At 60.6% G+C, this 18,612-nt stretch carries 22 protein-coding genes and 3 pseudogenes; 7 read left to right on the top strand and 18 right to left on the bottom strand.

What is annotated here, in order from left to right; translation table 11 throughout:
• Window positions 1-133: 133 nt before the first annotated feature.
• From CO660_RS27635 to traG, 3 genes are read left to right on the top strand one after another with little or no spacing between them, the layout of a single operon-like run.
• Window positions 134-421: a TraC family protein gene (locus CO660_RS27635; RefSeq protein WP_077991368.1), complete on the top strand. Its 288-nt coding sequence runs from the start codon at window positions 134-136 to the stop codon at window positions 419-421.
• Window positions 411-644: a conjugal transfer protein TraD gene (locus CO660_RS27640; protein ID WP_077991367.1), complete on the top strand. Its 234-nt coding sequence runs from the start codon at window positions 411-413 to the stop codon at window positions 642-644. Before CO660_RS27635 ends, CO660_RS27640 begins: the two co-directional genes overlap by 11 nt.
• A complete protein-coding gene (traG, locus tag CO660_RS27645; protein WP_077991366.1) occupies window positions 641-2,560 on the top strand; it encodes a Ti-type conjugative transfer system protein TraG in 1,920 nt (639 codons plus the stop codon). The genes CO660_RS27640 and traG overlap by 4 nt, the downstream gene beginning before the upstream one ends.
• 8 nt (window positions 2,561-2,568) lie before the next feature.
• Here traG and CO660_RS27650 read toward each other — a convergent pair whose 3' ends face one another.
• Window positions 2,569-2,838: a type II toxin-antitoxin system prevent-host-death family antitoxin gene (locus CO660_RS27650; RefSeq protein WP_097545114.1), complete on the bottom strand. Its 270-nt coding sequence runs from the start codon at window positions 2,836-2,838 to the stop codon at window positions 2,569-2,571.
• 158 nt (window positions 2,839-2,996) lie between these two features.
• Window positions 2,997-3,478, bottom strand: a pseudogene (locus CO660_RS27655) (hypothetical protein).
• Window positions 3,479-3,981: 503 nt separating this feature from the next.
• On the opposite strand from CO660_RS27655, the gene CO660_RS27665 reads away from it, so the two are divergent.
• A complete protein-coding gene (locus CO660_RS27665; protein ID WP_012489498.1) occupies window positions 3,982-4,287 on the top strand; it encodes a WGR domain-containing protein in 306 nt (101 codons plus the stop codon).
• 81 nt (window positions 4,288-4,368) lie between these two features.
• Here CO660_RS27665 and CO660_RS33470 read toward each other — a convergent pair whose 3' ends face one another.
• The 6 genes and pseudogenes from CO660_RS33470 to CO660_RS27695 form a co-directional block, all read right to left on the bottom strand.
• On the bottom strand, window positions 4,369-4,536 hold the full coding sequence (locus CO660_RS33470; RefSeq protein ID WP_004676096.1) for a hypothetical protein: 168 nt from the start codon (window positions 4,534-4,536) through the stop codon (window positions 4,369-4,371).
• Between the two features lie 345 nt (window positions 4,537-4,881).
• Window positions 4,882-5,205 (bottom strand): DUF736 family protein, encoded by a 324-nt coding sequence (locus CO660_RS27670; protein ID WP_004676095.1) that lies wholly within the window; start codon window positions 5,203-5,205, stop codon window positions 4,882-4,884.
• 605 nt (window positions 5,206-5,810) lie between these two features.
• A pseudogene (locus CO660_RS27680) lies at window positions 5,811-6,207 on the bottom strand (type II toxin-antitoxin system VapC family toxin).
• Window positions 6,204-6,470: a hypothetical protein gene (locus CO660_RS27685; RefSeq protein WP_004676093.1), complete on the bottom strand. Its 267-nt coding sequence runs from the start codon at window positions 6,468-6,470 to the stop codon at window positions 6,204-6,206. Before CO660_RS27685 ends, CO660_RS27680 begins: the two are co-directional and overlap by 4 nt.
• 84 nt (window positions 6,471-6,554) lie before the next feature.
• Window positions 6,555-6,677, bottom strand: coding sequence for a hypothetical protein (locus CO660_RS34390; RefSeq protein ID WP_258719717.1), 123 nt, complete (start codon window positions 6,675-6,677; stop codon window positions 6,555-6,557).
• A 179-nt stretch (window positions 6,678-6,856) separates the two neighbouring features.
• Window positions 6,857-7,116: pseudogene (locus CO660_RS27695) on the bottom strand (toprim domain-containing protein); the annotation flags it as partial.
• Between the two features lie 310 nt (window positions 7,117-7,426).
• Between CO660_RS27695 and CO660_RS27700 the strand changes: the two are divergent.
• From CO660_RS27700 to CO660_RS27710, 3 genes are all read left to right on the top strand, one after another.
• The gene (locus CO660_RS27700; RefSeq protein ID WP_077991364.1) at window positions 7,427-8,617 is read left to right on the top strand and encodes a DUF1173 domain-containing protein; all 1,191 of its coding nucleotides are present in this window, start codon (window positions 7,427-7,429) and stop codon (window positions 8,615-8,617) included.
• Between the two features lie 303 nt (window positions 8,618-8,920).
• Complete coding sequence (locus CO660_RS27705; RefSeq protein WP_077991362.1) at window positions 8,921-9,367, top strand: excisionase; 447 nt, start codon at window positions 8,921-8,923, stop codon at window positions 9,365-9,367.
• On the top strand, window positions 9,357-9,797 hold the full coding sequence (locus CO660_RS27710; protein ID WP_245304432.1) for a PIN domain-containing protein: 441 nt from the start codon (window positions 9,357-9,359) through the stop codon (window positions 9,795-9,797). The genes CO660_RS27705 and CO660_RS27710 overlap by 11 nt, the downstream gene beginning before the upstream one ends.
• A gap of 180 nt (window positions 9,798-9,977) precedes the next feature.
• Here the strand turns inward: CO660_RS27710 and virB11 are convergent, their stop codons facing one another.
• From virB11 to CO660_RS27760, 10 genes are read right to left on the bottom strand one after another with little or no spacing between them, the layout of a single operon-like run.
• Window positions 9,978-11,006, bottom strand: coding sequence for a P-type DNA transfer ATPase VirB11 (gene virB11, locus CO660_RS27715; protein WP_077991360.1), 1,029 nt, complete (start codon window positions 11,004-11,006; stop codon window positions 9,978-9,980).
• Between the two features lie 7 nt (window positions 11,007-11,013).
• Complete coding sequence (gene virB10 / locus CO660_RS27720; protein ID WP_077991358.1) at window positions 11,014-12,189, bottom strand: type IV secretion system protein VirB10; 1,176 nt, start codon at window positions 12,187-12,189, stop codon at window positions 11,014-11,016.
• A gap of 8 nt (window positions 12,190-12,197) precedes the next feature.
• Entirely contained in the window at window positions 12,198-13,055 is an 858-nt protein-coding gene (virB9, locus tag CO660_RS27725; RefSeq protein ID WP_077991357.1) for a P-type conjugative transfer protein VirB9, read from the bottom strand.
• On the bottom strand, window positions 13,052-13,723 hold the full coding sequence (locus CO660_RS27730) for a virB8 family protein (protein WP_077991356.1): 672 nt from the start codon (window positions 13,721-13,723) through the stop codon (window positions 13,052-13,054). The genes virB9 and CO660_RS27730 overlap by 4 nt, the downstream gene beginning before the upstream one ends.
• Window position 13,724: 1 nt before the next feature.
• Window positions 13,725-14,009: a hypothetical protein gene (locus tag CO660_RS34085; RefSeq protein WP_077991355.1), complete on the bottom strand. Its 285-nt coding sequence runs from the start codon at window positions 14,007-14,009 to the stop codon at window positions 13,725-13,727.
• Window positions 14,010-14,048: 39 nt separating this feature from the next.
• Complete coding sequence (locus tag CO660_RS27740) at window positions 14,049-14,981, bottom strand: type IV secretion system protein (RefSeq protein ID WP_077991353.1); 933 nt, start codon at window positions 14,979-14,981, stop codon at window positions 14,049-14,051.
• Between the two features lie 2 nt (window positions 14,982-14,983).
• Window positions 14,984-15,217 carry an EexN family lipoprotein gene (locus CO660_RS27745; RefSeq protein WP_007636178.1) on the bottom strand — a complete coding sequence of 78 codons (234 nt, stop codon included), beginning with the start codon at window positions 15,215-15,217 and terminating at the stop codon, window positions 14,984-14,986.
• Window positions 15,214-15,915, bottom strand: coding sequence for a P-type DNA transfer protein VirB5 (virB5, locus tag CO660_RS27750; protein WP_077991351.1), 702 nt, complete (start codon window positions 15,913-15,915; stop codon window positions 15,214-15,216). The genes CO660_RS27745 and virB5 overlap by 4 nt, the downstream gene beginning before the upstream one ends.
• On the bottom strand, window positions 15,912-18,278 hold the full coding sequence (locus CO660_RS27755; RefSeq protein ID WP_077991348.1) for a VirB4 family type IV secretion system protein: 2,367 nt from the start codon (window positions 18,276-18,278) through the stop codon (window positions 15,912-15,914). The genes virB5 and CO660_RS27755 overlap by 4 nt, the downstream gene beginning before the upstream one ends.
• On the bottom strand, window positions 18,271-18,609 hold the full coding sequence (locus CO660_RS27760) for a type IV secretion system protein VirB3 (RefSeq protein ID WP_077991347.1): 339 nt from the start codon (window positions 18,607-18,609) through the stop codon (window positions 18,271-18,273). Before CO660_RS27760 ends, CO660_RS27755 begins: the two co-directional genes overlap by 8 nt.
• Between the last annotated feature and the right edge of the window lie 3 nt (window positions 18,610-18,612).

Below are 18,612 nucleotides of genomic sequence, written 5' to 3' on the forward strand. Positions count from 1 at the left end.
TCCGGAACACGGCCATCGGCCGGAATTCCGGCTGCGACGTTTTCGACTTGATGGAAAATAGCCCATTTAACTATTTTATTCTAGTTAGTATAATCTGTCCGCTGAGGTTATTTTCAGGAAGGATGAATCACCGATGGCCACAAAATCATCGATCACCGACATAGACACCCAGATCGAAAAGCTGCGCGAGCGCAGGCGCGCGATGATCGCCAAGTCCGCCGAGCGCTTTGCGCGGGCCGCGACGAAGTCGGGCCTGGCGGAAATGGAGATCACCGACGAGGAGGTCGATCGCCTCGTCGAGGAGATCGCGGCGCGATTTCGCAAAGGAGAGAAGAAGGGGACTGATGGCGCATCTGTTTCGCCGCGTCGACCAGCAGCTGGCGTCGCTGGAACGCCGGCGGAGGTTTCTCATGACGGCTGATCGTAGGCACAAGGCGCGCGAAAAGTTTTTGCTCGGCGGCCTCGTCGTCAAGGCGGGAATTTCAAAGGCCGACCGGGCGTTCCTACTAGGCGGCTTTCTCGAATTGGCAAGGATCGCCCCGGGTTCATCGGAGCATCGGCGCTTGCGCGATATCGGCGAGGAGGCGTTCAAGATCTCCAAGCTCGACGGCGGTTCGCTACGCATCGCGGAGGCGGCCGAATGACCCCGCTAAGGAAACCGCGCCCGAGCCTGTTACTCGTTCTGGCGCCGATCGCCGGCACTGCTTTTGGTGCCTATGTCGTCGGCTGGCGGTGGCAGGAACTCGCCGCTGTCATGTCAGGCAAGACGGAATATTGGTTCCTGCGCTTCGCACCCCTGCCGGCGCTTCTGTTCGGGCCGCTCGCGGGGCTGTTGACGGTATTGGCTCTGCCACTGCACCGGCGAAGGCCGGTGGCCATAGTGAGCCTCGTCAGCTTTCTGGCTGTGGCCGGTTTCTACGCACTGCGCGAATATGGCCGGCTCGCCCCATCCGTGGAGAGCGGCGCGGTCTCATGGAGCCGGGCACTTTCCTATCTGGATCTCGTGGCCGTCATCGGCGCGCTGATGGGCTTCATGGCCGTGGCGGTCGCCGCGCGCATCTCGACCGTCGTGTCCGAACCGGTGACGCGCGCCAGGCGCGGTATCTTCGGGGACGCGGGTTGGCTTTCGATGTCCGCGGCTGCAAAGCTCTTTCCACCCGATGGCGAGATCGTCGTCGGCGAGCGCTACCGGGTCGACCAGGAAATCGTCCATGAGCTGCCCTTCGATCCGAACGATCCGGCGACTTGGGGGCAAGGCGGCAAGGCCTCGTTGCTGACCTACAAACAGGACTTCGATTCCACCCACATGCTGTTTTTCGCAGGATCGGGCGGATACAAGACCACCAGCAACGTCGTCCCGACGGCGCTGCGCTATAGCGGGCCGTTGATCTGCCTCGATCCCTCCACCGAGGTCGCACCAATGGTGGCCGAACACCGAGCCGGCGCCCTCAAGCGCGAGGTCATGGTGCTCGATCCGACGAACCCGATCATGGGCTTCAACGTGCTCGACGGGATCGAAGCATCCAAGCAAAAGGAAGAGGACATCGTCGGCATTGCGCATATGCTGCTGTCGGAAAGCCTTCGCTTCGAAAGCTCGACGGGATCCTACTTCCAGAACCAGGCGCACAACCTCCTGACCGGTCTGCTCGCCCATGTGATGCTCTCGCCCGAATATGAGGGCCGGCGAAGCTTGCGCAGTCTCCGCCAGATCGTTTCCGAACCGGAGCCCTCGGTGCTCGCTATGCTGCGCGACATTCAGGAGCATTCCGGTTCGGCCTTCATCCGCGAAACGCTCGGCGTCTTCACCAACATGACCGAGCAGACGTTTTCGGGCGTCTATTCCACAGCATCGAAGGATACCCAGTGGCTGTCGCTCGACAGCTATGCCGCGCTCGTCTGCGGCAATGCCTTCAAATCGAGTGATATCGTTTCGGGCAAGAAGGACGTCTTCCTCAACATCTCCGCATCGATCCTGCGCTCCTATCCGGGCATCGCTCGTGTGATCATCGGCTCGCTCATCAACGCCATGGTGCAGGCCGACGGCGCCTTCCAGCGCCGGGCGCTGTTCATGCTCGATGAGGTCGATCTTCTTGGCTACATGCGCGTGCTCGAGGAGGCGCGCGACCGCGGCCGCAAGTACGGCATCTCGATGATGTTGATGTACCAATCGGTCGGGCAGTTGGAGCGGCATTTCGGGAAGGATGGCGCGACGTCATGGATCGATGGCTGCGCTTTCGCCTCTTACGCAGCGATCAAAGCGCTTGACACGGCGCGCAACGTCTCTGCGCAATGTGGCGAGATGACGGTGGAGGTGAAGGGCAGTTCCCGCAACATCGGCTGGGACACGAAGAACAATGCATCCAGGAGATCCGAGAACGTCAACTTCCAGCGCCGGCCGCTGATCATGCCGCACGAGATCACCCAGTCGATGAGGAAGGACGAGCAGATCATCATCGTCCAGGGGCATAGTCCGATCCGCTGCGGTCGGGCGATCTACTTCCGGCGAAAGGAGATGGATGAGGCAGCTAAGGTCAATCGTTTCGTCAAACCCGTGCTATGATCGTGGTTTTATGAGCGGCCCACCTCGTCCTCGCCGGCATAGGCGTCGACGGCGTTTTCGAGTTCGGCAAAAAGCTCGTCGGGCATCGTTTCGATAGTGCCGACGGTGCGTCGGCCTGCCTGCCTGATCAGTTGCTGATAATCTTCGATATTGAGGAGAACCAGCCGGGGTTTGTTCCGCTGGGTGATCGTCACCGGATGACGCAGCGCCTCGGCGATGATGTCGCTGGATTTACGTGGGAGGTCACTGGTTGAATACGTCCCGCTTGGCTTCGGCATATGGGCTTCCTTGTTGCTATCGCTGGGATTTACAGCATTTACAACATTACTGCGATTGTTGTGAAACTTCGCAGCCGTCCTTCCTCGGCCCACTTGAGGGCCATCGGCAACTGAGAGGCAACCTCGTCTGTCGCCTCTCAGTATGTGAGATGGTGCTGCTACCACCATGACCAAACGGCGCGCCCCGCATAGACCGGGATGCGAGTTGCCAACGTGATATCCTTGATGATCGGCGCCAGCGAGCCGAGTTCGTCCGCAATCAGCGCAACGAGCTCAGGATAGTTGATATCGACGCCAGTGTCGTCGGCAGCCCAAGCGCTCATCCAATCGCCGCCGTTGACGCGGAATTCACGCGTGTCGTAATCAATTCGAGTTCGTCCAGCAGATTGATAGTGAAGCGCCCGAAAATCTCGATCTCGCCCTCCAGCTGATATTCGGCGAATTCATCCTCCCCGATGAGAACACTTCGTTCCAATTCCATGATGACGCGGATCCGATCGATTGCCGCGTCGAGCCCCTCAACCAGGCGATCGTGAAGCTCTCGCGAAAAATCGCTGTCGCAGCCGAAGCGGTTTGCCAGGACCCCGAGCCGGAAGCCGGCAAGCTTGGTGTAGAGCATGAGGTTCTGATCGGTTGTCACAATGTGATCTCCTTCATCTTGATGACGGAGATCGGCCACTCTGTTGCAAAGAGGGGTCAAGGACCGCGGAACGCGGCTCGCAAGCGGGGGAACCGATTTTTCCAGAGCGCAGTGAAACGCAGCAGCGGAAAAATTGGGGGAGACGCGCCGTCCTTGACGCCGGATTTGCTGGAGTAAAATTGGACGTCAGAGAGAGAAGAGACCCGCGGACCCGAAGGGGACGCGACCGTTTCCGGCGTGAGCCGGCAGCAGGTGTCGAGGATAGAACCCCGCCCCGCGGCTGGGCAATTCGCTCACGTCATTCCGCGAGAGGGGGCGTGACCGGAGGCGCAGACGGTGTTCGGGCTCCGTGAGCGGAGCGAATAGCACCCGGCCGGCGATTGGCCGGCTCGCCCAAATCCATGATCTTCGGCTTCGACGATCATCACAAAAATGAATCGGTGTGGGCCGATCGATTCATAAGTGTCGTTAGACGCAAAAGCTGGAAGAGGCGACTCTCCGTCATGCTCACTCAACCCTATCAGCTCTACATCGAACGCACGGACGCGACGAAAAACATGGCGCGCTTCTACGCGCTCGCAATCGAACCGACGTTGTTCGGCACACCTTGCCTGACGCGGCGATGGGGACGCATCGGAACGATCGGACAAGCCATGGTGCATCACTTCGACAGAGAGGAGGATGCAGTCCGTATGTTCCTCGAACTTCTCCGATCAAAACGGGCGCGCGGCTATAGGCCGAACACAAATGCCGGACGGGAACCCATGGTCCGCGCTGTCCGCGGAAGTCTTCCTGGTCCTTGCCGGTGATTATCGGCGTGAAGCGCAGCTTCGGGTCGACGCGCCGGTCGATCCGGCGCGCCGGCCCAGGCGAGGAGGCAAACGCCGCCCTCAGAAGGGTGGCGCGGCGTCGATGGCGCCCTCCTGCTCGGCGATCGCTACCCTCAGTTCGGCCCGAGCGATCTCCAGCTCCGCTTCGATCTGGCGGCGCTCAGCCGGATCGGCGTTTCTGAGCTCGGCCCGCAGTTCCTCAACCTGAATTTCGAGTGCAATCGTCATCGTCGTCATCTCCTGAAATGTGAAAGATGACGCCCGGGGTCGTGAGGATCGGGCCGGGTCAAGGATCGCGTCAGCGACCGGCGGAGCCGGCGAGCGGAGGAACCGATTTTCTGACGGTGCCCTTCAGGGCGCCGGCTGAAAATTGGAGGGGCCGCGAAGTCCTTGAGGCGGCACGAGCCTCACGGCAGACTTCAAGTATCTGGGCAGACAGGGTCCTTGGTCTCGTGTGGCACGACAGGAGGATTGAAAGCGGGCTCGATGCCCGCTTTCAATCCCGCTATTGCGCGCAAAACTTGAGATACGACGAAGCCGGCCCCGATTGCTCGGGGCCGCTCGCTTTGTTCTTCAGTTCGGGCTGTTCCAGAGGATCACCTTCTTGCTCGGATCGCCGCCGGGTGCCGGTGCGAGATTGCCGAAGATCACACCGATCTCGGGGGCCTCAAGCTTCACTGAGAGGTATTCCTCGCCGGTCTGCCGCGCGATGCGGTTCCAGGCGGCGCCGATCTCGAAGCCCGTCTTGCGGTGAATGACGCGGTAGTCGGGCGCTTCTTCGCTTGCCTTGCTGGCATTTGGGACGATGGCGATCGGGGCGTTGACCCGGATCGTGGCGAAGACGCCTTCGAGGATGCCGTCGGTCTTCTGCGTGAGCGTTGCGATCGTGGTGGCCATGGTTGTTGTCTCCGGTTGCTCGGGACCATTCCCGATGGCGCACGAAGAGACGGCCGACCTGCTGCGGTCAGCTCGCCTGAAAATTTTGCAAAATTCTATTTTCCACCAGGACAAGCGAACCGAAATCGAATTTTGCAAAAATTTCGGGCGAGTCTTACCCCTTCAGGGGTTGGCCGCAAAAGCAGGCGGTCGTCTATACGAGCGACATAAAACGGGAATGGTTCGGGGCAATCGAAGGCTGCGACAAACCATCATGGCCCCCCGGTCCAAGCACTGGGGGATATTGGCCGCGCACTCCACGGACGCTTCGCCCGCATGTCGATCAACATAATCCCTCGCCCGCTCCCGGCTGCGGCAGGCTGTGAGCACCTCGATAGCATTTCTGCTGATCGGCGAGGTCGCCGCGGCACCGCATTGCCGTCTGCAGACCGTGCTCCAATCCCGGGTGAAGCTGTTCACGCGGGTGTCGAATGAGTGATCTTCCCCAAACGTGCCCGCTCCCAAGCACCTGAGCCGCCGATGGGTCGCCAGGTACATCGCCATTGGCAAACACGCAACCGGAACGATCTGAGCCGGCTTCATCCGCGGAGCCAAGCTCGGTGAGATCACAAGGCAACAGGATCGGAGCAAGTCACAAACGGAATGCCATAAAGCGCGACATTTTGATCGTCCGAAACCAAATACGCTCCCTCCGCCACGGCTTGCGCCATGAGCAGATGATCGAAAGGATCGCGGTGATGAAGTGGAAGAGCAGCGAGAGCGATAAGATGCGCGTCCGAGATATCCAGCCGGTCGAAACCTTGATCCGGCAAAATCGCAACAATCTCTTCGATATCGGCATCAAGTTTGCCGATGCGCAGCTTCACAGTGATTTCCCAAAGCGAGACAGCACTGACGAGGACATCATTCTCGGGATCGCCGATGGCGACGCGCATGGTTCCCTAGCTTCTCGTCGTCGTTCAGCCACCACAGCAAGGCATGTGTATCGAGCAGCAGCCTCACGTCCCGTCTTCCATGGACTTCAAAACATCCGCCGGCAGACCATCGAAGTCATCGGCAACTTTGATCTTTCCGCGCAGCGCGCCTGGTTTCCGCATGACGACGCCGGCTGACGGCGGGCCGATTTCGGCGACAACCTTGTGATGCGACGTCAGGACGAACCGCTGGCCGTCTTCGACCTGCTTGAGGAAAGACGTCAGGTTGCCGCGAAATTCCCGCACGCCGACACGGCGGGGAGATGGTATCTGCTGCCGAGATTGGGTCATGGCGAAGCTCCGTTTCAACGGCAAATGTGTACACAATTTTTACGAAATACAAGCATCTCCTTCAGCCGTATGGACAGATGGCGCTTACGCGCCATCTCCCGCCGCTTGCCAAACGGAGATGCCAAGTCGGCGGGCCTTGTCGGCCAGATTGCCGGCAATGCCGGAGCCGGGGAAGATGACGACGCCAGCCGGCATGACCGAGAGCATGTCGTCATTGCGGCGGGAAGCCAGGGGAAGAAACCTGAGCGACCCGCTGAAGGCCCGCCCGCCGCATGGTAAGGGTCGCCTCTCGGCAGGCCCGCGGGCGGGCGCCTACCCGTGCGGCGACCGGCAGAGACCGGCCATCCTGTAGGCCCTCACGCCCTCACCTTCCCCGTCCGGCTCGATCATGCGGGCAGAAAGGCCAGAGCGTTTCCCAGAACGAGCTGCGCCCTGAGATTAGCGATGAGCCGTTCCGGGCTGAGCCGGCGCAGATCCTCGTTGAAGTCGCCGAGCTCCGGGGCAAGCACTAGCGGCAGGATCCCCAGCGCCTGGGCGCGGCAGCTCAATCCCTCGATACGTGCCGGCCGGCCGCATCGGCGTCAGCTGCGATGTAGAGACGCCGGCAGCCAGCGGGCAGTCGGAAGGCGGCAAGGTGATTGGCGGTTCAGCGCCGGCCGGCTCGAAGGGCTGGGTAGCACGCGATTAGAACTCACTTTATGCTGGCGCAGTCTCTACATTTTGACGGGCTGACGTCTAATCAACGCACCGTTGACTTCTAATTATCATGATCGTTAATTTTAATTTTTGGAGGCTGGAATGCACGTATCTTCTTTCCTGCCTATGGCGTTGAAATCGGCCCCAGCGGCCGTAACATTTACATACTAACTATTTTGCGCTAGTAAAGTCCGCGAAGCTCGTGCTACGCCTTCCTTTTACGGTTCGATCAGCCTTTGGTCAGGCAAGGGAGGAACGACGTGCGACAGTTTTTGATCGGCAACCAGGCGTTCGACGACAGTTCTCCAGAGTTTCTGCCGCAGCTCGAACGCGCTTACCAACAGAAGCTCAGGCCACTTTGCCAGTGCCGGCAACCGCCGGTGCCGATGTACATTGCCCGGATGGATGGCCAATTCCTGATCAAACGCATGCCGCTCTCAGGCCGGCAGCATGATCCCGGCTGCTCGTCTTACGACCCGCCGTATGAGCTATCCGGCCTCGGGCCGTTGATCGGCAACGCCATCCAAATCGACGCGGCGACCGGTGCGGCAACGCTGAAACTCGATTTTTCGCTGTCGAAACGAGGGGGCCGATCGACGTCGACATCGCCTTCGGAGCCGTCGGAGATTGTGCGAAGCGAGCCCAAGAAGCTCTCGCTCAGGGCGATGCTCCACTATCTCTGGGACATGGGGGAGCTGACGGAATGGACCTCGCTATGGGCCGGGAAACGCGGCTGGGGGCGCGTGCGCAGCAGTCTGGTGAACGCGGCAAAGCAGATGATCGTCCGCGGCGGCCCTCTCAGCGATATCTTGTTTGTCCCGGAAGTCTTTCATCAGGACGACAAAGAGGGGATTTCAGCGCGGCGTGCGGCTATGTTGGCCGGCGCCCAGTTAACCGGTCCCGGTCCGCGGAAACTGATGATGACCGTCGGAGAGGTAAAGGAATTTTCCTCAGCGCGCGATGGCCAGAAGATGCTGGTGCGCCACCTGCCTTTCCCCTTCATGCTCGATGAGGGGGCGTGGAAACGGTTGAATGCCCGATATGAAACCGAACTGGAACTGTGGCGATCCAACGAGGGGTTTCATCTCATCGTCATCGCCACGTTCGGCATTTCGGGAGCGGGGATAGCTTCGGTCGAGGAAGTGGCGCTGATGGTGGTCAACGAGAACTGGATCCCGTTCGAAACCATCCATGAACAGCGTCTCCTGGAGCGGCTCTCAAGCCTGAAGCGAAGGAGCGTGAAAGGACTCCGGTTCGATCTTTCGCGCGACCAGCCGATTGCCTCCGTGACCTTACCGGAGGCAAAGCCAGCGCCGATCGCCATGTTCATCGTTCCGACGAAGGCCGACGAAGACTATGACGTTGCACTGAATGAGATGATCGCCGCGAGAGCCGAGATGACGCCGTGGATCTGGCGTGTGGCCGACGGCGAAATGCCGCGACTGCCATGATCCACACCAGCCTCCTTGGTCAGCGACGTAGACGCCCTAAAAGGAAACCAACGCCCGGGCGATCTCGACTGCGTGAAGCTATATCCCGGTCAAATCGGCCCAGAGGCGGCCCTTTTGCATTGCACGATCACATCGAAAGCGGAGCGCTTGCCGTTGGCGGTAACCCACGCTTGAAGTTGGCGGGTCGAGCTCGTTCGCCGCGCGCTCCTATGGCACCCAGAAATCGGAGATGGAAGGGGAAGATATTTCAGTTATTGCAGTTATGAGCGACTTGCCCTATATACATGGTCAGAGGTGTTCGCCATGACCAGCCATGTTCTTCAATTTACCAAATTGTCGGATCGCGACCGCAAGGCCGTCGCGCCTATGCCAAATCTGGCGGAGGGCGACCAACTGGAACTACGGATTCGCCGTCAAAGTGGACAACTTCAAACCCTTTCTCTCCCAGCCTCGGCTCTCGCGCCTGTCGAAGCACTCCTCGATCATCTGTTGCGCGGCAAGCGTGTTGCCGTGCTCACGGAAGATCAGGAATTGAGCCCGACCGACGCCTCCACCATCCTCGGCATCTCACGTCCTCTCGTGGTGCTGCGCATGGATCGCGGCGATCTGCCCTTCCGCTATGTCGGCAAGCACCGCCGAGCCAAATTGAAGGATGTTCTCGCGCTCAAGGCCAAGCTCGATGCTCGCCAGAAAAGCCTCGACGCGCTGGCCGAGGACACAGAGGATCTCATCGTCAATCATGGCCTCTAAGCCGCCTGTCGCGGTCTATGATGCCTGCGTCCTCTACCCTTTCCATTTGCGCAATGTCTTGGTCCAATGTGGCTTCGACGGTCTCGTCGACGCACGCTGGACCGACGACATCCACGCCGAGTGGATTCGCAATCTGGCCATCGGCTCCCCCGAGATACCCATCTCACGTCTGGAAGCGACCCGTGATCGGATGAAAGAGGTTTTGCCCGATGCAGATGTCGGTAACCACCAATTTCTCATCCCCGACCTCTCGCTACCGGATCCGGATGATCGTCATGTTTTAGCTGCAGCCATCGCCGGAAAGGCTTCTGTGATTGTCACGTGGAATCTCAAAGATTTCCAGCCGCGGACCTTCGGCCTCATGGGGTGGCCTGCGTATCGCCAGACAATTTCCTCGTGGGCCTCCATTCCATCTTTTCGAGCGCATTGATCGACAGCATCAGGCGCGCCCGGTTGAATTTACGCAAGACGGTGCCGGCGGTTGACGAATTCATTGATGCACTGGACCATCAGGGGCTCCGCGCGTTTTCAGTGGTCCTGCGTGAGAAGGCCGCACAATTGGACTGACGGTCGAGACAGACAGAATCGTTAGAGGCCCGGACGCAACCCGTTAAGCTCGATCCGACGAAGAGCGGCCGAGGTCAGTCGCGGCGTCTCGATAGTAGATCTCGCTCACCCGAAACCGGCCGTCGATCCGCTTGCATTGGATGATGATGTCGACCGCGATCGTCAACATCTCGCGGATGTCGTGCCGTTCGAGGTCCGCACCTCCCTCCGACTCCTTGACCAGCAAAGTCAGCTGCTCAAAGGCGAGGCGGGCCGAGTCGGCATGGACCGTGGTGATGGAGCCAGGATGGCCGGAGTTGACATTGCGGATGTAGTAGAAGGCCGTGCCGTCCCGCAGCTCCTGAAGTAGGATGCGGTCGGGCCGCATGCGCAAGCAGGATTCCAGCAGATCCTTCGCATCGACTTTAGACAATCCCTGGCCGCCTTTGGAATAGAACAGTCGAACGTGGTTGGGCTGCGGGACCACCAGTTCCGGAGTGTCTTCGATCGAAATAATCCGCTCGCTTTGCGGAATGTGGCGGATCAGCGCTTTCGATAGAGTTGTTTTTCCCGACCCGGTGGCGCCGGAGATGATGATGTTCTTTCTTGCAAACACCGCCTCCCGGAGAAACGCCTTGTAGGCACCGATGCGATAGTATTCCAACAGCCTATGGTCTGATCGTCGCCCGTCGTCTTGGGCCGGCACAACATCGGCGAACAATCCCCCATGATCGAGATCCTCCAGGGTCAACGACACGGAGGATGGCTTACGGATGGTGATGCTGACGGTTCCCTTCGTCGTTGCCGGCGGGATGACGATCTGAATTCGCTCATCGTCCGGCAAGGTCGCCGACAGGATCGGTCGCGTCTCGTCGATCGACTGATTGGAGAAGCTCGCGACGGAGCGGGCGAGACGCATCAGCCGGTCGAAAGAAAGTTCGGGCATCTCATAGGTCTGCCATCCGTCCCTACCCTCTGTGACGACCTGTCCCGGCCGGTTGACGATGACCTCATAGAGCGTCTTGTCGCGTAGGAAGCGTGATAGTGGCGAAAGCAGTTCGCGCACGACGCCGGCGTCGGCAGCTTCAGTCATGCAGAACCTATTTTGTCACGAGCTTCGAGGAGGGGCTGAAATCCCCAAGCACGGCGCGGTCATAGACGCGATTGCGGGGCTCCGTCACGCGAAGCCGATAGACGCTGGAGAAATCGAGATCGCGCGCCACGAAGATCGAAACGAGCTCGCCCTGATGTTTCATCAGGGTCGGGGGAATGTTGATCGACTGCTCGACGGCGATCGCCGCGGCCTGCTGACCGGCACTGGTGGTGTTTTGCGCTTCGACGTCGCTGTCCTGCAGCCGGCTGCTGGCATAGGAACTGGCATCACCGACGATCGACAGGAGCATTGCGCTGCCAAAACGCTCCCACCAATGGGTGTCCACATAGCCGTCGATGCCCGCCCGGCCAAGCGCATCGGTTGCCGGCGATGCCAGCGTGATGATCACGCCTTTCGGCGTCTTCGCCCGGTTCCAGAGAACGAACACGCGCTTTTGCCCGCGGCGAATGCCGCCGCGATATTCGCCGACGACCTGCGTACCTTTTTCCATCAGCACAACGCGGCCGTTATCTGAAAGAACGTCCCGGTTGATGACGCAGCTCGTGAACCCCGGCTGATCGGAGGAGAGCGCGGTCTCGAGAACGCAAGGAATGGATGTCCCCATTGCGACGATGAAATCGCGATTGCCCAACGTCCCTGCACGCGATCCCTGCAATTGCGTCGGCGTCAGCAAGCGGTTGAAGCGCTGATCTTCGTTTTCGCCCTGCGAGGCGAAGCCACCGGGATTGGCGCCGAGCGGCACGTAGTTCGAAGCCTGATCCGTCGCCGCATCCTGATCCTGCCGCCGCGTCGCCGGCGATTTCTCGCCGCCATAGGCGATGACCGGCGCACGCCGGGCAGCGTCGAGCAGCTTATCGTCGTCCGTGGGCGCTTGTTCTGTGACAGCGGGCGTCGGCAGTTGGACCTGCGGAAGAGGCGCTACAGGCTGGACCGGTTCCTTGGCCGGTTCGAAATCCGATGTCTGCCGGATGACCACCCGCTCCGGCTGGGCACCGTCTGACGGTTTGTCCTGGCCTCGCATCGACCAGAGAGCGAAGGCGACAAAGACGACGATCGCCAAGGCGATAGCGCCGCGTTTGAGGATCGGGTTATTGTCGAGCCGGCCACCGGCCGACGTCTCGGCGCGCTCGCCCGGAATCTGGGTAATCTCTTCCTCGGCCATGTCACCTCCTATTGCGCCGCGCCGGGCGGCACTTTGACGACGCGCTCGACCGATGGTGACGTCGTGTTGGTCTCGGGATTGGTGCCGACGCGATCGTAGGCTTCGTTGAAGACGCAAAGCCCGTCGCCGCCACGGCGCAGTATGAACTTGCGGCTGATCGCGTGAACGAGGACGAGATTGCCGTCGACTGACTTCGGAACCAGGCTTTCGCTGCCGTCGGAATTTTCCATATAGATCGCCGGCATTTCCTGGTTGCCGGCAAAGGTGAAGGTGGTGACCTTGCCGTTGTCATAGACCGTTTGCGGTTCGAGCGCCTGGGTCCCTTGCGCCGAATAACGCCAGTTGCGCGGTCCATAAGCTTCGTGAAGGGCAAGCACGCGATCGGCCTCGCCGGCCTGTGCCGCCTGCGCGCGCGCAGCTGCTTCCTGGCGGCGCCGCTCCGCCTCATCAGCGGGATAGCGGTATTTCACATAGAAATAGGTGTTCTGCCCGGCTTCGACGCTGCCGTCGCGAACGGTGAGTTCCATCTGATAGCTGCGGGTCGAGCCGTCCCGTCGTGTCGTCACGACCGAGATATTCGTCACCGGCTGATTTTCCCTGGGCTTCAGGAACAGGATGTTGCCGGCCGGCGCCACTTCCCAAGCAACGCTGTTGCCAAGCGCCACATGAGCGACTTCCTCGTCGGCGGCGAATTCGATTTGCACCGAAGACCGCAGTGTGCCGACGACTTTGGTGATGTTATAGGGCTGGTAGACGACGAAACGGATGCGGCTGTCCTGCGCGGCGCCGCGCGGCGTCTCGAGGGCGAGCGCTGCAGACGAAAACCCGGTGGCCAGGATGAGCGGAAGGAGAAAGTGCGGTCTCAATTGATGGCCTCCGGATCGGCGCGATATTCGCTGACGACGAAGCCGAGCGGATTGGTCAACCGGTCGGTCGAGGACATCGGAGCGTTGGCATAGGAGAAGGTCAGGGTCGTAACCCAGTGCGTGGTGCGCACCTCGTCACCGCGGCTCACGGTCCTCATATAGCGGACGGATGCCACATTGGCGTTGATCAGCGAGATGGAAACAATGTTGATCCGCGACGTGGCGCTGCGGCCATAAATGTTCTGCGGGGAATCGGGATTGCTGCCGCGGTAGACTGCGGCAAATCGAGTCTGTTCCGGCTGCGTCGACAGCAAGGCGACGGTGCGGAAATTCTCCTCGCCCTCGCTCCAGACGTAGCCCTCGCGGGCGCGGACATATTTGGCCGCGAAATATTTGGTGACGGCCTCGTCGTAGGTGCCGGCGGTGGATGTCAGCGCCGAGACCACATCGACGATACCGGTGGAATTATCGACCCGCACGACGAAGGGCTCGACGGTTTTCAAAGGAGTGAGGCCGGCAACGGCAAAGACGGAAACGGCAGCAACCGTGCCGGCGCAAGCAGCGACGAACCAGGCGATGCGGGCGGAACGCTCGACCTGGATCATCCGGTCCTGATCGAACCGGCGGGCTTTGTCGAAGTAACTTTTGAGGTTATTCGTGGTCACCATGTCATTCGCCCTCGCATGGACGGTAGGAGCCCGCGACATCGAAATGCGCGAAAGCGGCCGGTGTGGCTGAAGATGGTTCCGGCACATAGGCGGCCGCGTGACTGGTCGGCTCCGCGGGAACAGCCCCGGTCGTCGGCTGCTGCCTACCTCCGCCATCCTCCCACTGCCACATGGCGCGGTTCAGCGGCCGGCGGGAATAACCGTCACATTTGGGCAGCGGGTGGGAAATCGAACCGCAGCCTACGAGACCAGCGGTCAGCAAAAGCGATAAAACGATACGGAGCATCCAAAAAAACCTGTTCGATTATCTGAAGCGTTGGGGGCGTCATTCGGTCCGGCCTGGCGTCAGGCGGCGGCCGACGGAACGCGCGCCGCGGCCGACCGCTCTGACTGTGTGGGATGTCGCCCAGGAGAGCGTGCTTTCGTGCGCATCGCGGGCAGCGCCGTAGCCATAGGTGAGCGACGCCCCGCCCGCCGCAAGAGCTGAAGCAATGCCGGGCAGTTGGTAGAAGACATAAAGAGCGGCAAGGCAGATGGCGCAGAGCGCGATCGGCCGCATCAGGACGTCGCTATAGCCTTCGATCGCCGCAAACGTCGTGTCGATGCAAGTGATCAGCAGCGAACCGATGGCAACGACCAGAACCTGAAGGATGACGAAATTGACGAGCTGGCCGATCCAGGATTCGGTGAACCGGCGGGTCGACTGGAACATCGCAAGCGCGACGAAGATCGGTCCGATGGCCAGAACGATGGCGAGCGCCAGCCGGGCATAGAGCGAAACGATATAGCCGATCGCGGCCACGATGAAGCTCGCACCGATGACCATCATGCCGCCGATGCCGGTGACGATATCGACCGGCCAGGAGGCGCGCGACCAGATCTCATAGGCGCATTTCTGGCCCTTATCGAGCAGGCTGTCGAAGGTCGATGCGCTCGGCGCCGTGCCGGAGTTCAGCGCCTGCGAGATTTCGCGCGGCAGCGCATCGAAAAAGATATTGGTGACGTAGGTCTGATAGTCGCCGGCATTCCTCACCAGCATGACGATGATGGCGAGCTTCATTGCGCGGAAGGCGAATTCGAGTATCGGTTCCTGCACGGAGCCGCGCAGAACGAGATAGCCGTAGAGCACGACATAGAGCGTGAGTGCCGCCGTCAGCGGGCCGCTGACCCAGCTGGCAATATTTGACGTGCCGGAGGAAATGAAGTTCTCGAGCGGTGCCTTGAACTGCCCATCGACGAAGCTGAAGACCTGATACATCGTCAGCCTCCCAACGATTTGCCCATCCGCTCCAGCCGCAGCTTGCCGTCGGCGGCCTCGGCGTTGCGGCAATTGGGCGTATCGCGGAGTTCTCCGGGATTGTTACGGCATTCGCCGATAATCCTAGCGAGCAGAGCATCGTCGGCCATAAGCTCATCGACGGTGTAAATCTTATCCGCCTGTGGGGAGCAGGCCGCCAGAAAAAGCATGGCCGTGCCGGAAAGAAACCACCTCATTTGAGCGCCGCTCCCATCGTGTCCATGCGCTTGCGCCAGTCCTCGGCCTTGCGTTGGTCGTCGACCTGCACCTGGGCCTGCTGGACCATCTGCAGGCCCTGCATGCGCAGGACATCGGTTTGCAGGAAGGCGGTCTCGGCCTGGAGGCGGGCCTGCAGATCGGCGATGTCCTTGGCGTCGGCAGCACTGGAGATTTTCTGGCGAAGCTCATCGATGCCGTCGATGCGCTTGGTCGCCGCATCGTAGATCTGCTGGCCGAGGCTCATCTGCCCGGCGTTCTGGTTCTGGATGCGCGACAGTTCCTGCGCATAGAAATCATCGGCATCGGTGCGATAGCTGGAGTTGTCCTGGCGGAATTTCGAAGCGGAACTGCCGAAGACGCCGCTGCCGGAACCTTGGAACAGGCCCTCGATCGCGTTGAAGTCCTGGGGAAGCGCCTCGCGGATCGACGGATCGTTCAGCAGGTTGGCGACGTCGGCCATGTTGGTGATCTTGTTCAGCGAGCCGTAGAGCTGCTGGGCTTGCTGGAGCTGCTGGTTCAAGGCGTCGAGCTGGGACTTCAGCTGCGTGATGCTCTCGATCTGCTTGGCGATCGATGTCTGATCGATGACCGGGATGCCCTGGGCCGACGCCAGCATCGCCGACGCTAAAAGAGCGGCCGATACGAACAATGGCCGCATCGTTCCTGTTCGGATCATCCTGTCTTCCTCCTCTGATGAAACACGGCAAGCCAATCCTCCCGTCCCTCGCCGATCTCCAAACGGATAGTATCGGCAAGCTCGACATTGGCCGTCCGGCCGGAGAGGATGGCAAGTTCGTCGTCGAAGCCGTTGAGGTTCAGCTCGGCGACAACGCTGTTGTGCCCCTGCTTGACGATGAACCGGCGGGTTTCGACGGAGAGTTCGCGTGAGACGAGCTCGAATTCGCGCTCAGTCAGCTTGAAGCCGTCGACATAGTCGGCGCGGTCGCCGCGCGGGTTCGGAAGAAAGATCTGGGTCGGGCACTGCTCGATGATCGTGTGGGCGATCGGCGATACGATGGCGTCGCGCGGGCTCTGGGTCGCAAACAGCATGAGACCGTTCTGCTTGCGGATCGTCTTGAGCTTGTTCTGGGCGAGATCACGAAAGCCTTCGTCCTGCAGCGCCTTCCAGAACTCGTCGATGACGATGATGATGCGACGCCCGTCTATCAGTTGCTCGATGCGATAGAACAGGTAAGCCATCAACGGCGTGCGGATTTCCTCGTTGTCGAGGAAATCGGTCATGTTGTAGCCGATGAACCTGGCGCCAATGCCGATATCGTCGGCTTCGTTGTCGAAGACCCAACCAAGCGGCCCGCCCCTCTCCCAGCGTCGCAGACGTGCGGCAATGCCCTCGGGATCGGTGTTGTTGAGGAAGGTGCGCAGGGCGCCGATGGAGCGACGCTCCACCGGCAGGTCCGCCACCCCGTCGACCGCCGAGGCGATGTCGCGCAACTCGGTGATCGATAGTTCGCCAGATCCGGATCGGACCAGCTTGGCGATCCAACCGGTGAGGAATATTTTGTTTTCCGCAGTGAATTCCAGTGCTTTCAACGGCGCGCAGCCGGTGGCGACACCATTCCTCAGCGGCAGATAGGTGCCGCCGGCCGCGCGTACGAAGAGATCCGCGCCGCGGTCCTTGTCGAAAAAGACCATATGCGGATCGTGCTTTTCGAGCTGCGACAGCATGAAGTTCAACAGCACCGTCTTGCCCGCACCCGACGGGCCGCAGACGAAAGTGTTGCCGAGGTCGCCGTGATGGAAATTGAAATAAAAGGGCGAACCCGAGGCGGTCTTGAGCATGGCGACCGCCGGTCCCCACTCGTTGCCGTCCTTCTTACCCGCCGGATAGGAATGATAGGGAGCAAGGGCTGCAAAGTTGCGCGACGTGAGCGCGCCCGAGCGCGCCCGATAGCGGAAATTGCCCGGCAATTGCGCCCACCAAGCGGCCTCGAGGCCGAGATCCTCGCGGGCGACGACCGCGCCGCCGCTGGTGAGGTAGGCGCGCGCCTTCGCCATGTGATCGGTCAGTTCCTTGACCGAGGGCGCGAAGACGGCAAGCGCAAGGTGATGCTCTCCGAGGACGAAGCGATTGGATTCGAGATCGTCCATCGCCTCGCCGAGTTCCTCGATCTGCGAAGCCGCCTTGTCGCCGGCGCTGACCATCTGGTTCTGCTTGCGGCCCATGATTGTTCGAGCATCGGGCTTTGAGGTGAAGGCGAAGGACTGCGTCAGGATGAGCTCGAAAGGTGCGGTCAGGATAGCATCGAGCATGCCGCTGCGCGTGGTCGCCGGATATTCCTTAAAGCCGAACATGCCGGCATAGCGGCTGTCGGCCTCGTGACGGATCTCGACGGTCTCGCGCCCGAAAATGACCCGGTCGGAATAAATCGCCGAAGAAATTCGTCCCTCCGTCAACGGAATCGGTTCCCGCCGGCCGCCGATGATCTGGTGGAGCACTTCGCTCGACTCGGAGAAAAGGATCCCGTCATGTTCGTGGAGGGTGAGCAGCCGCGGCTCGAAGCGCTGCAGGCCGGCGACGACATCCGCCACACGGTCACGCAGATGCTTCAGAGCCTGCCCGTCGAGCTCTGTATCGGATCGGCGGGCCTTGCGCAGTCGGGAGAGAAGCTTGGCCGCCTTTTCGGCAGGATCCCGGCCGGGATGCCAGACAAGGGTGAGGTAGAGATCGTTGCGAAACAGGTCTTCCCTCACCATCCGCTCCCGATATCTCGCGTTCAAACCGTCGGAGAAGGGATTGGCGAAGCGTCCCTCGGGATAGGCATTGTCGCGGCGGCGCACGACATGCGTCCAGAGCGCCAGCCGCTCGTCGGCGATATTGCGATAGAGCGTGTTCAGGCTTCGGTGCAGGCCGTTGAGGTCCCTGACGTCTGATGTCTCGAAAGAAACGCCGTCGAGAGCGATCATCGTCATCAACGCTCGGGATTCGAGCGCAATGGTCGTCTCGTCGACATGCCTGACATAAGGAATGAAGGTCTCCGGCCCGAGCTCGCGCGACCGGAGCGTCGCAATGTTAGACAAAGCTGAGATCCCTTTCGTCATAACGCCGGGTGAGCGTCAGAGGCGAGAGCGTGGCGCCGCCCCAATAGGAGGCATTGCGGGAGCGGCCACGGGTTTCGATCCACGCAATCAGGATCCGAAACATATTGTGGTCGTGCTTGACGAGCGCGCGAAACAAGACATGGAAGACGATGCCGACCAGCGCGTAGGCGATTGATCCCGCGGTGATGTAAAGGATGGTCGTCAGCATGATGTTGACGCCCATCGCCTCCATCGTCACACCCGCGATCATTGCCGGGCGCGTGCAGGCGAGAAACAACGTGTCGTCTTCGAGACTCGGAATGCTCACCATAGC

Source organism: Rhizobium sp. L9 (assembly GCF_002531885.1).
Lineage (GTDB): Bacteria > Pseudomonadota > Alphaproteobacteria > Rhizobiales > Rhizobiaceae > Rhizobium.

What these genes read in the sequence shown, in the direction of transcription:
- CO660_RS27635 (WP_077991368.1), top strand. Translation starts at nt 134, where the DNA reads ATGGCCACAAAATCATCGATCACCGACATAGACACCCAGATCGAAAAG.
- CO660_RS27640 (WP_077991367.1), top strand. Translation starts at nt 411, where the DNA reads ATGACGGCTGATCGTAGGCACAAGGCGCGCGAAAAGTTTTTGCTCGGC.
- traG (WP_077991366.1), top strand. Translation starts at nt 641, where the DNA reads ATGACCCCGCTAAGGAAACCGCGCCCGAGCCTGTTACTCGTTCTGGCG.
- CO660_RS27650 (WP_097545114.1), bottom strand. Translation starts at nt 2,838, where the DNA reads ATGCCGAAGCCAAGCGGGACGTATTCAACCAGTGACCTCCCACGTAAA.
- CO660_RS27665 (WP_012489498.1), top strand. Translation starts at nt 3,982, where the DNA reads ATGCTCACTCAACCCTATCAGCTCTACATCGAACGCACGGACGCGACG.
- CO660_RS33470 (WP_004676096.1), bottom strand. Translation starts at nt 4,536, where the DNA reads ATGACGATTGCACTCGAAATTCAGGTTGAGGAACTGCGGGCCGAGCTC.
- CO660_RS27670 (WP_004676095.1), bottom strand. Translation starts at nt 5,205, where the DNA reads ATGGCCACCACGATCGCAACGCTCACGCAGAAGACCGACGGCATCCTC.
- CO660_RS27685 (WP_004676093.1), bottom strand. Translation starts at nt 6,470, where the DNA reads ATGACCCAATCTCGGCAGCAGATACCATCTCCCCGCCGTGTCGGCGTG.
- CO660_RS34390 (WP_258719717.1), bottom strand. Translation starts at nt 6,677, where the DNA reads ATGCTCTCGGTCATGCCGGCTGGCGTCGTCATCTTCCCCGGCTCCGGC.
- CO660_RS27705 (WP_077991362.1), top strand. Translation starts at nt 8,921, where the DNA reads ATGACCAGCCATGTTCTTCAATTTACCAAATTGTCGGATCGCGACCGC.
- CO660_RS27710 (WP_245304432.1), top strand. Translation starts at nt 9,357, where the DNA reads ATGGCCTCTAAGCCGCCTGTCGCGGTCTATGATGCCTGCGTCCTCTAC.
- virB11 (WP_077991360.1), bottom strand. Translation starts at nt 11,006, where the DNA reads ATGACTGAAGCTGCCGACGCCGGCGTCGTGCGCGAACTGCTTTCGCCA.
- virB10 (WP_077991358.1), bottom strand. Translation starts at nt 12,189, where the DNA reads ATGGCCGAGGAAGAGATTACCCAGATTCCGGGCGAGCGCGCCGAGACG.
- CO660_RS27730 (WP_077991356.1), bottom strand. Translation starts at nt 13,723, where the DNA reads ATGGTGACCACGAATAACCTCAAAAGTTACTTCGACAAAGCCCGCCGG.
- CO660_RS34085 (WP_077991355.1), bottom strand. Translation starts at nt 14,009, where the DNA reads ATGCTCCGTATCGTTTTATCGCTTTTGCTGACCGCTGGTCTCGTAGGC.
- CO660_RS27740 (WP_077991353.1), bottom strand. Translation starts at nt 14,981, where the DNA reads ATGTATCAGGTCTTCAGCTTCGTCGATGGGCAGTTCAAGGCACCGCTC.
- CO660_RS27745 (WP_007636178.1), bottom strand. Translation starts at nt 15,217, where the DNA reads ATGAGGTGGTTTCTTTCCGGCACGGCCATGCTTTTTCTGGCGGCCTGC.
- virB5 (WP_077991351.1), bottom strand. Translation starts at nt 15,915, where the DNA reads ATGATCCGAACAGGAACGATGCGGCCATTGTTCGTATCGGCCGCTCTT.
- CO660_RS27760 (WP_077991347.1), bottom strand. Translation starts at nt 18,609, where the DNA reads ATGGTGAGCATTCCGAGTCTCGAAGACGACACGTTGTTTCTCGCCTGC.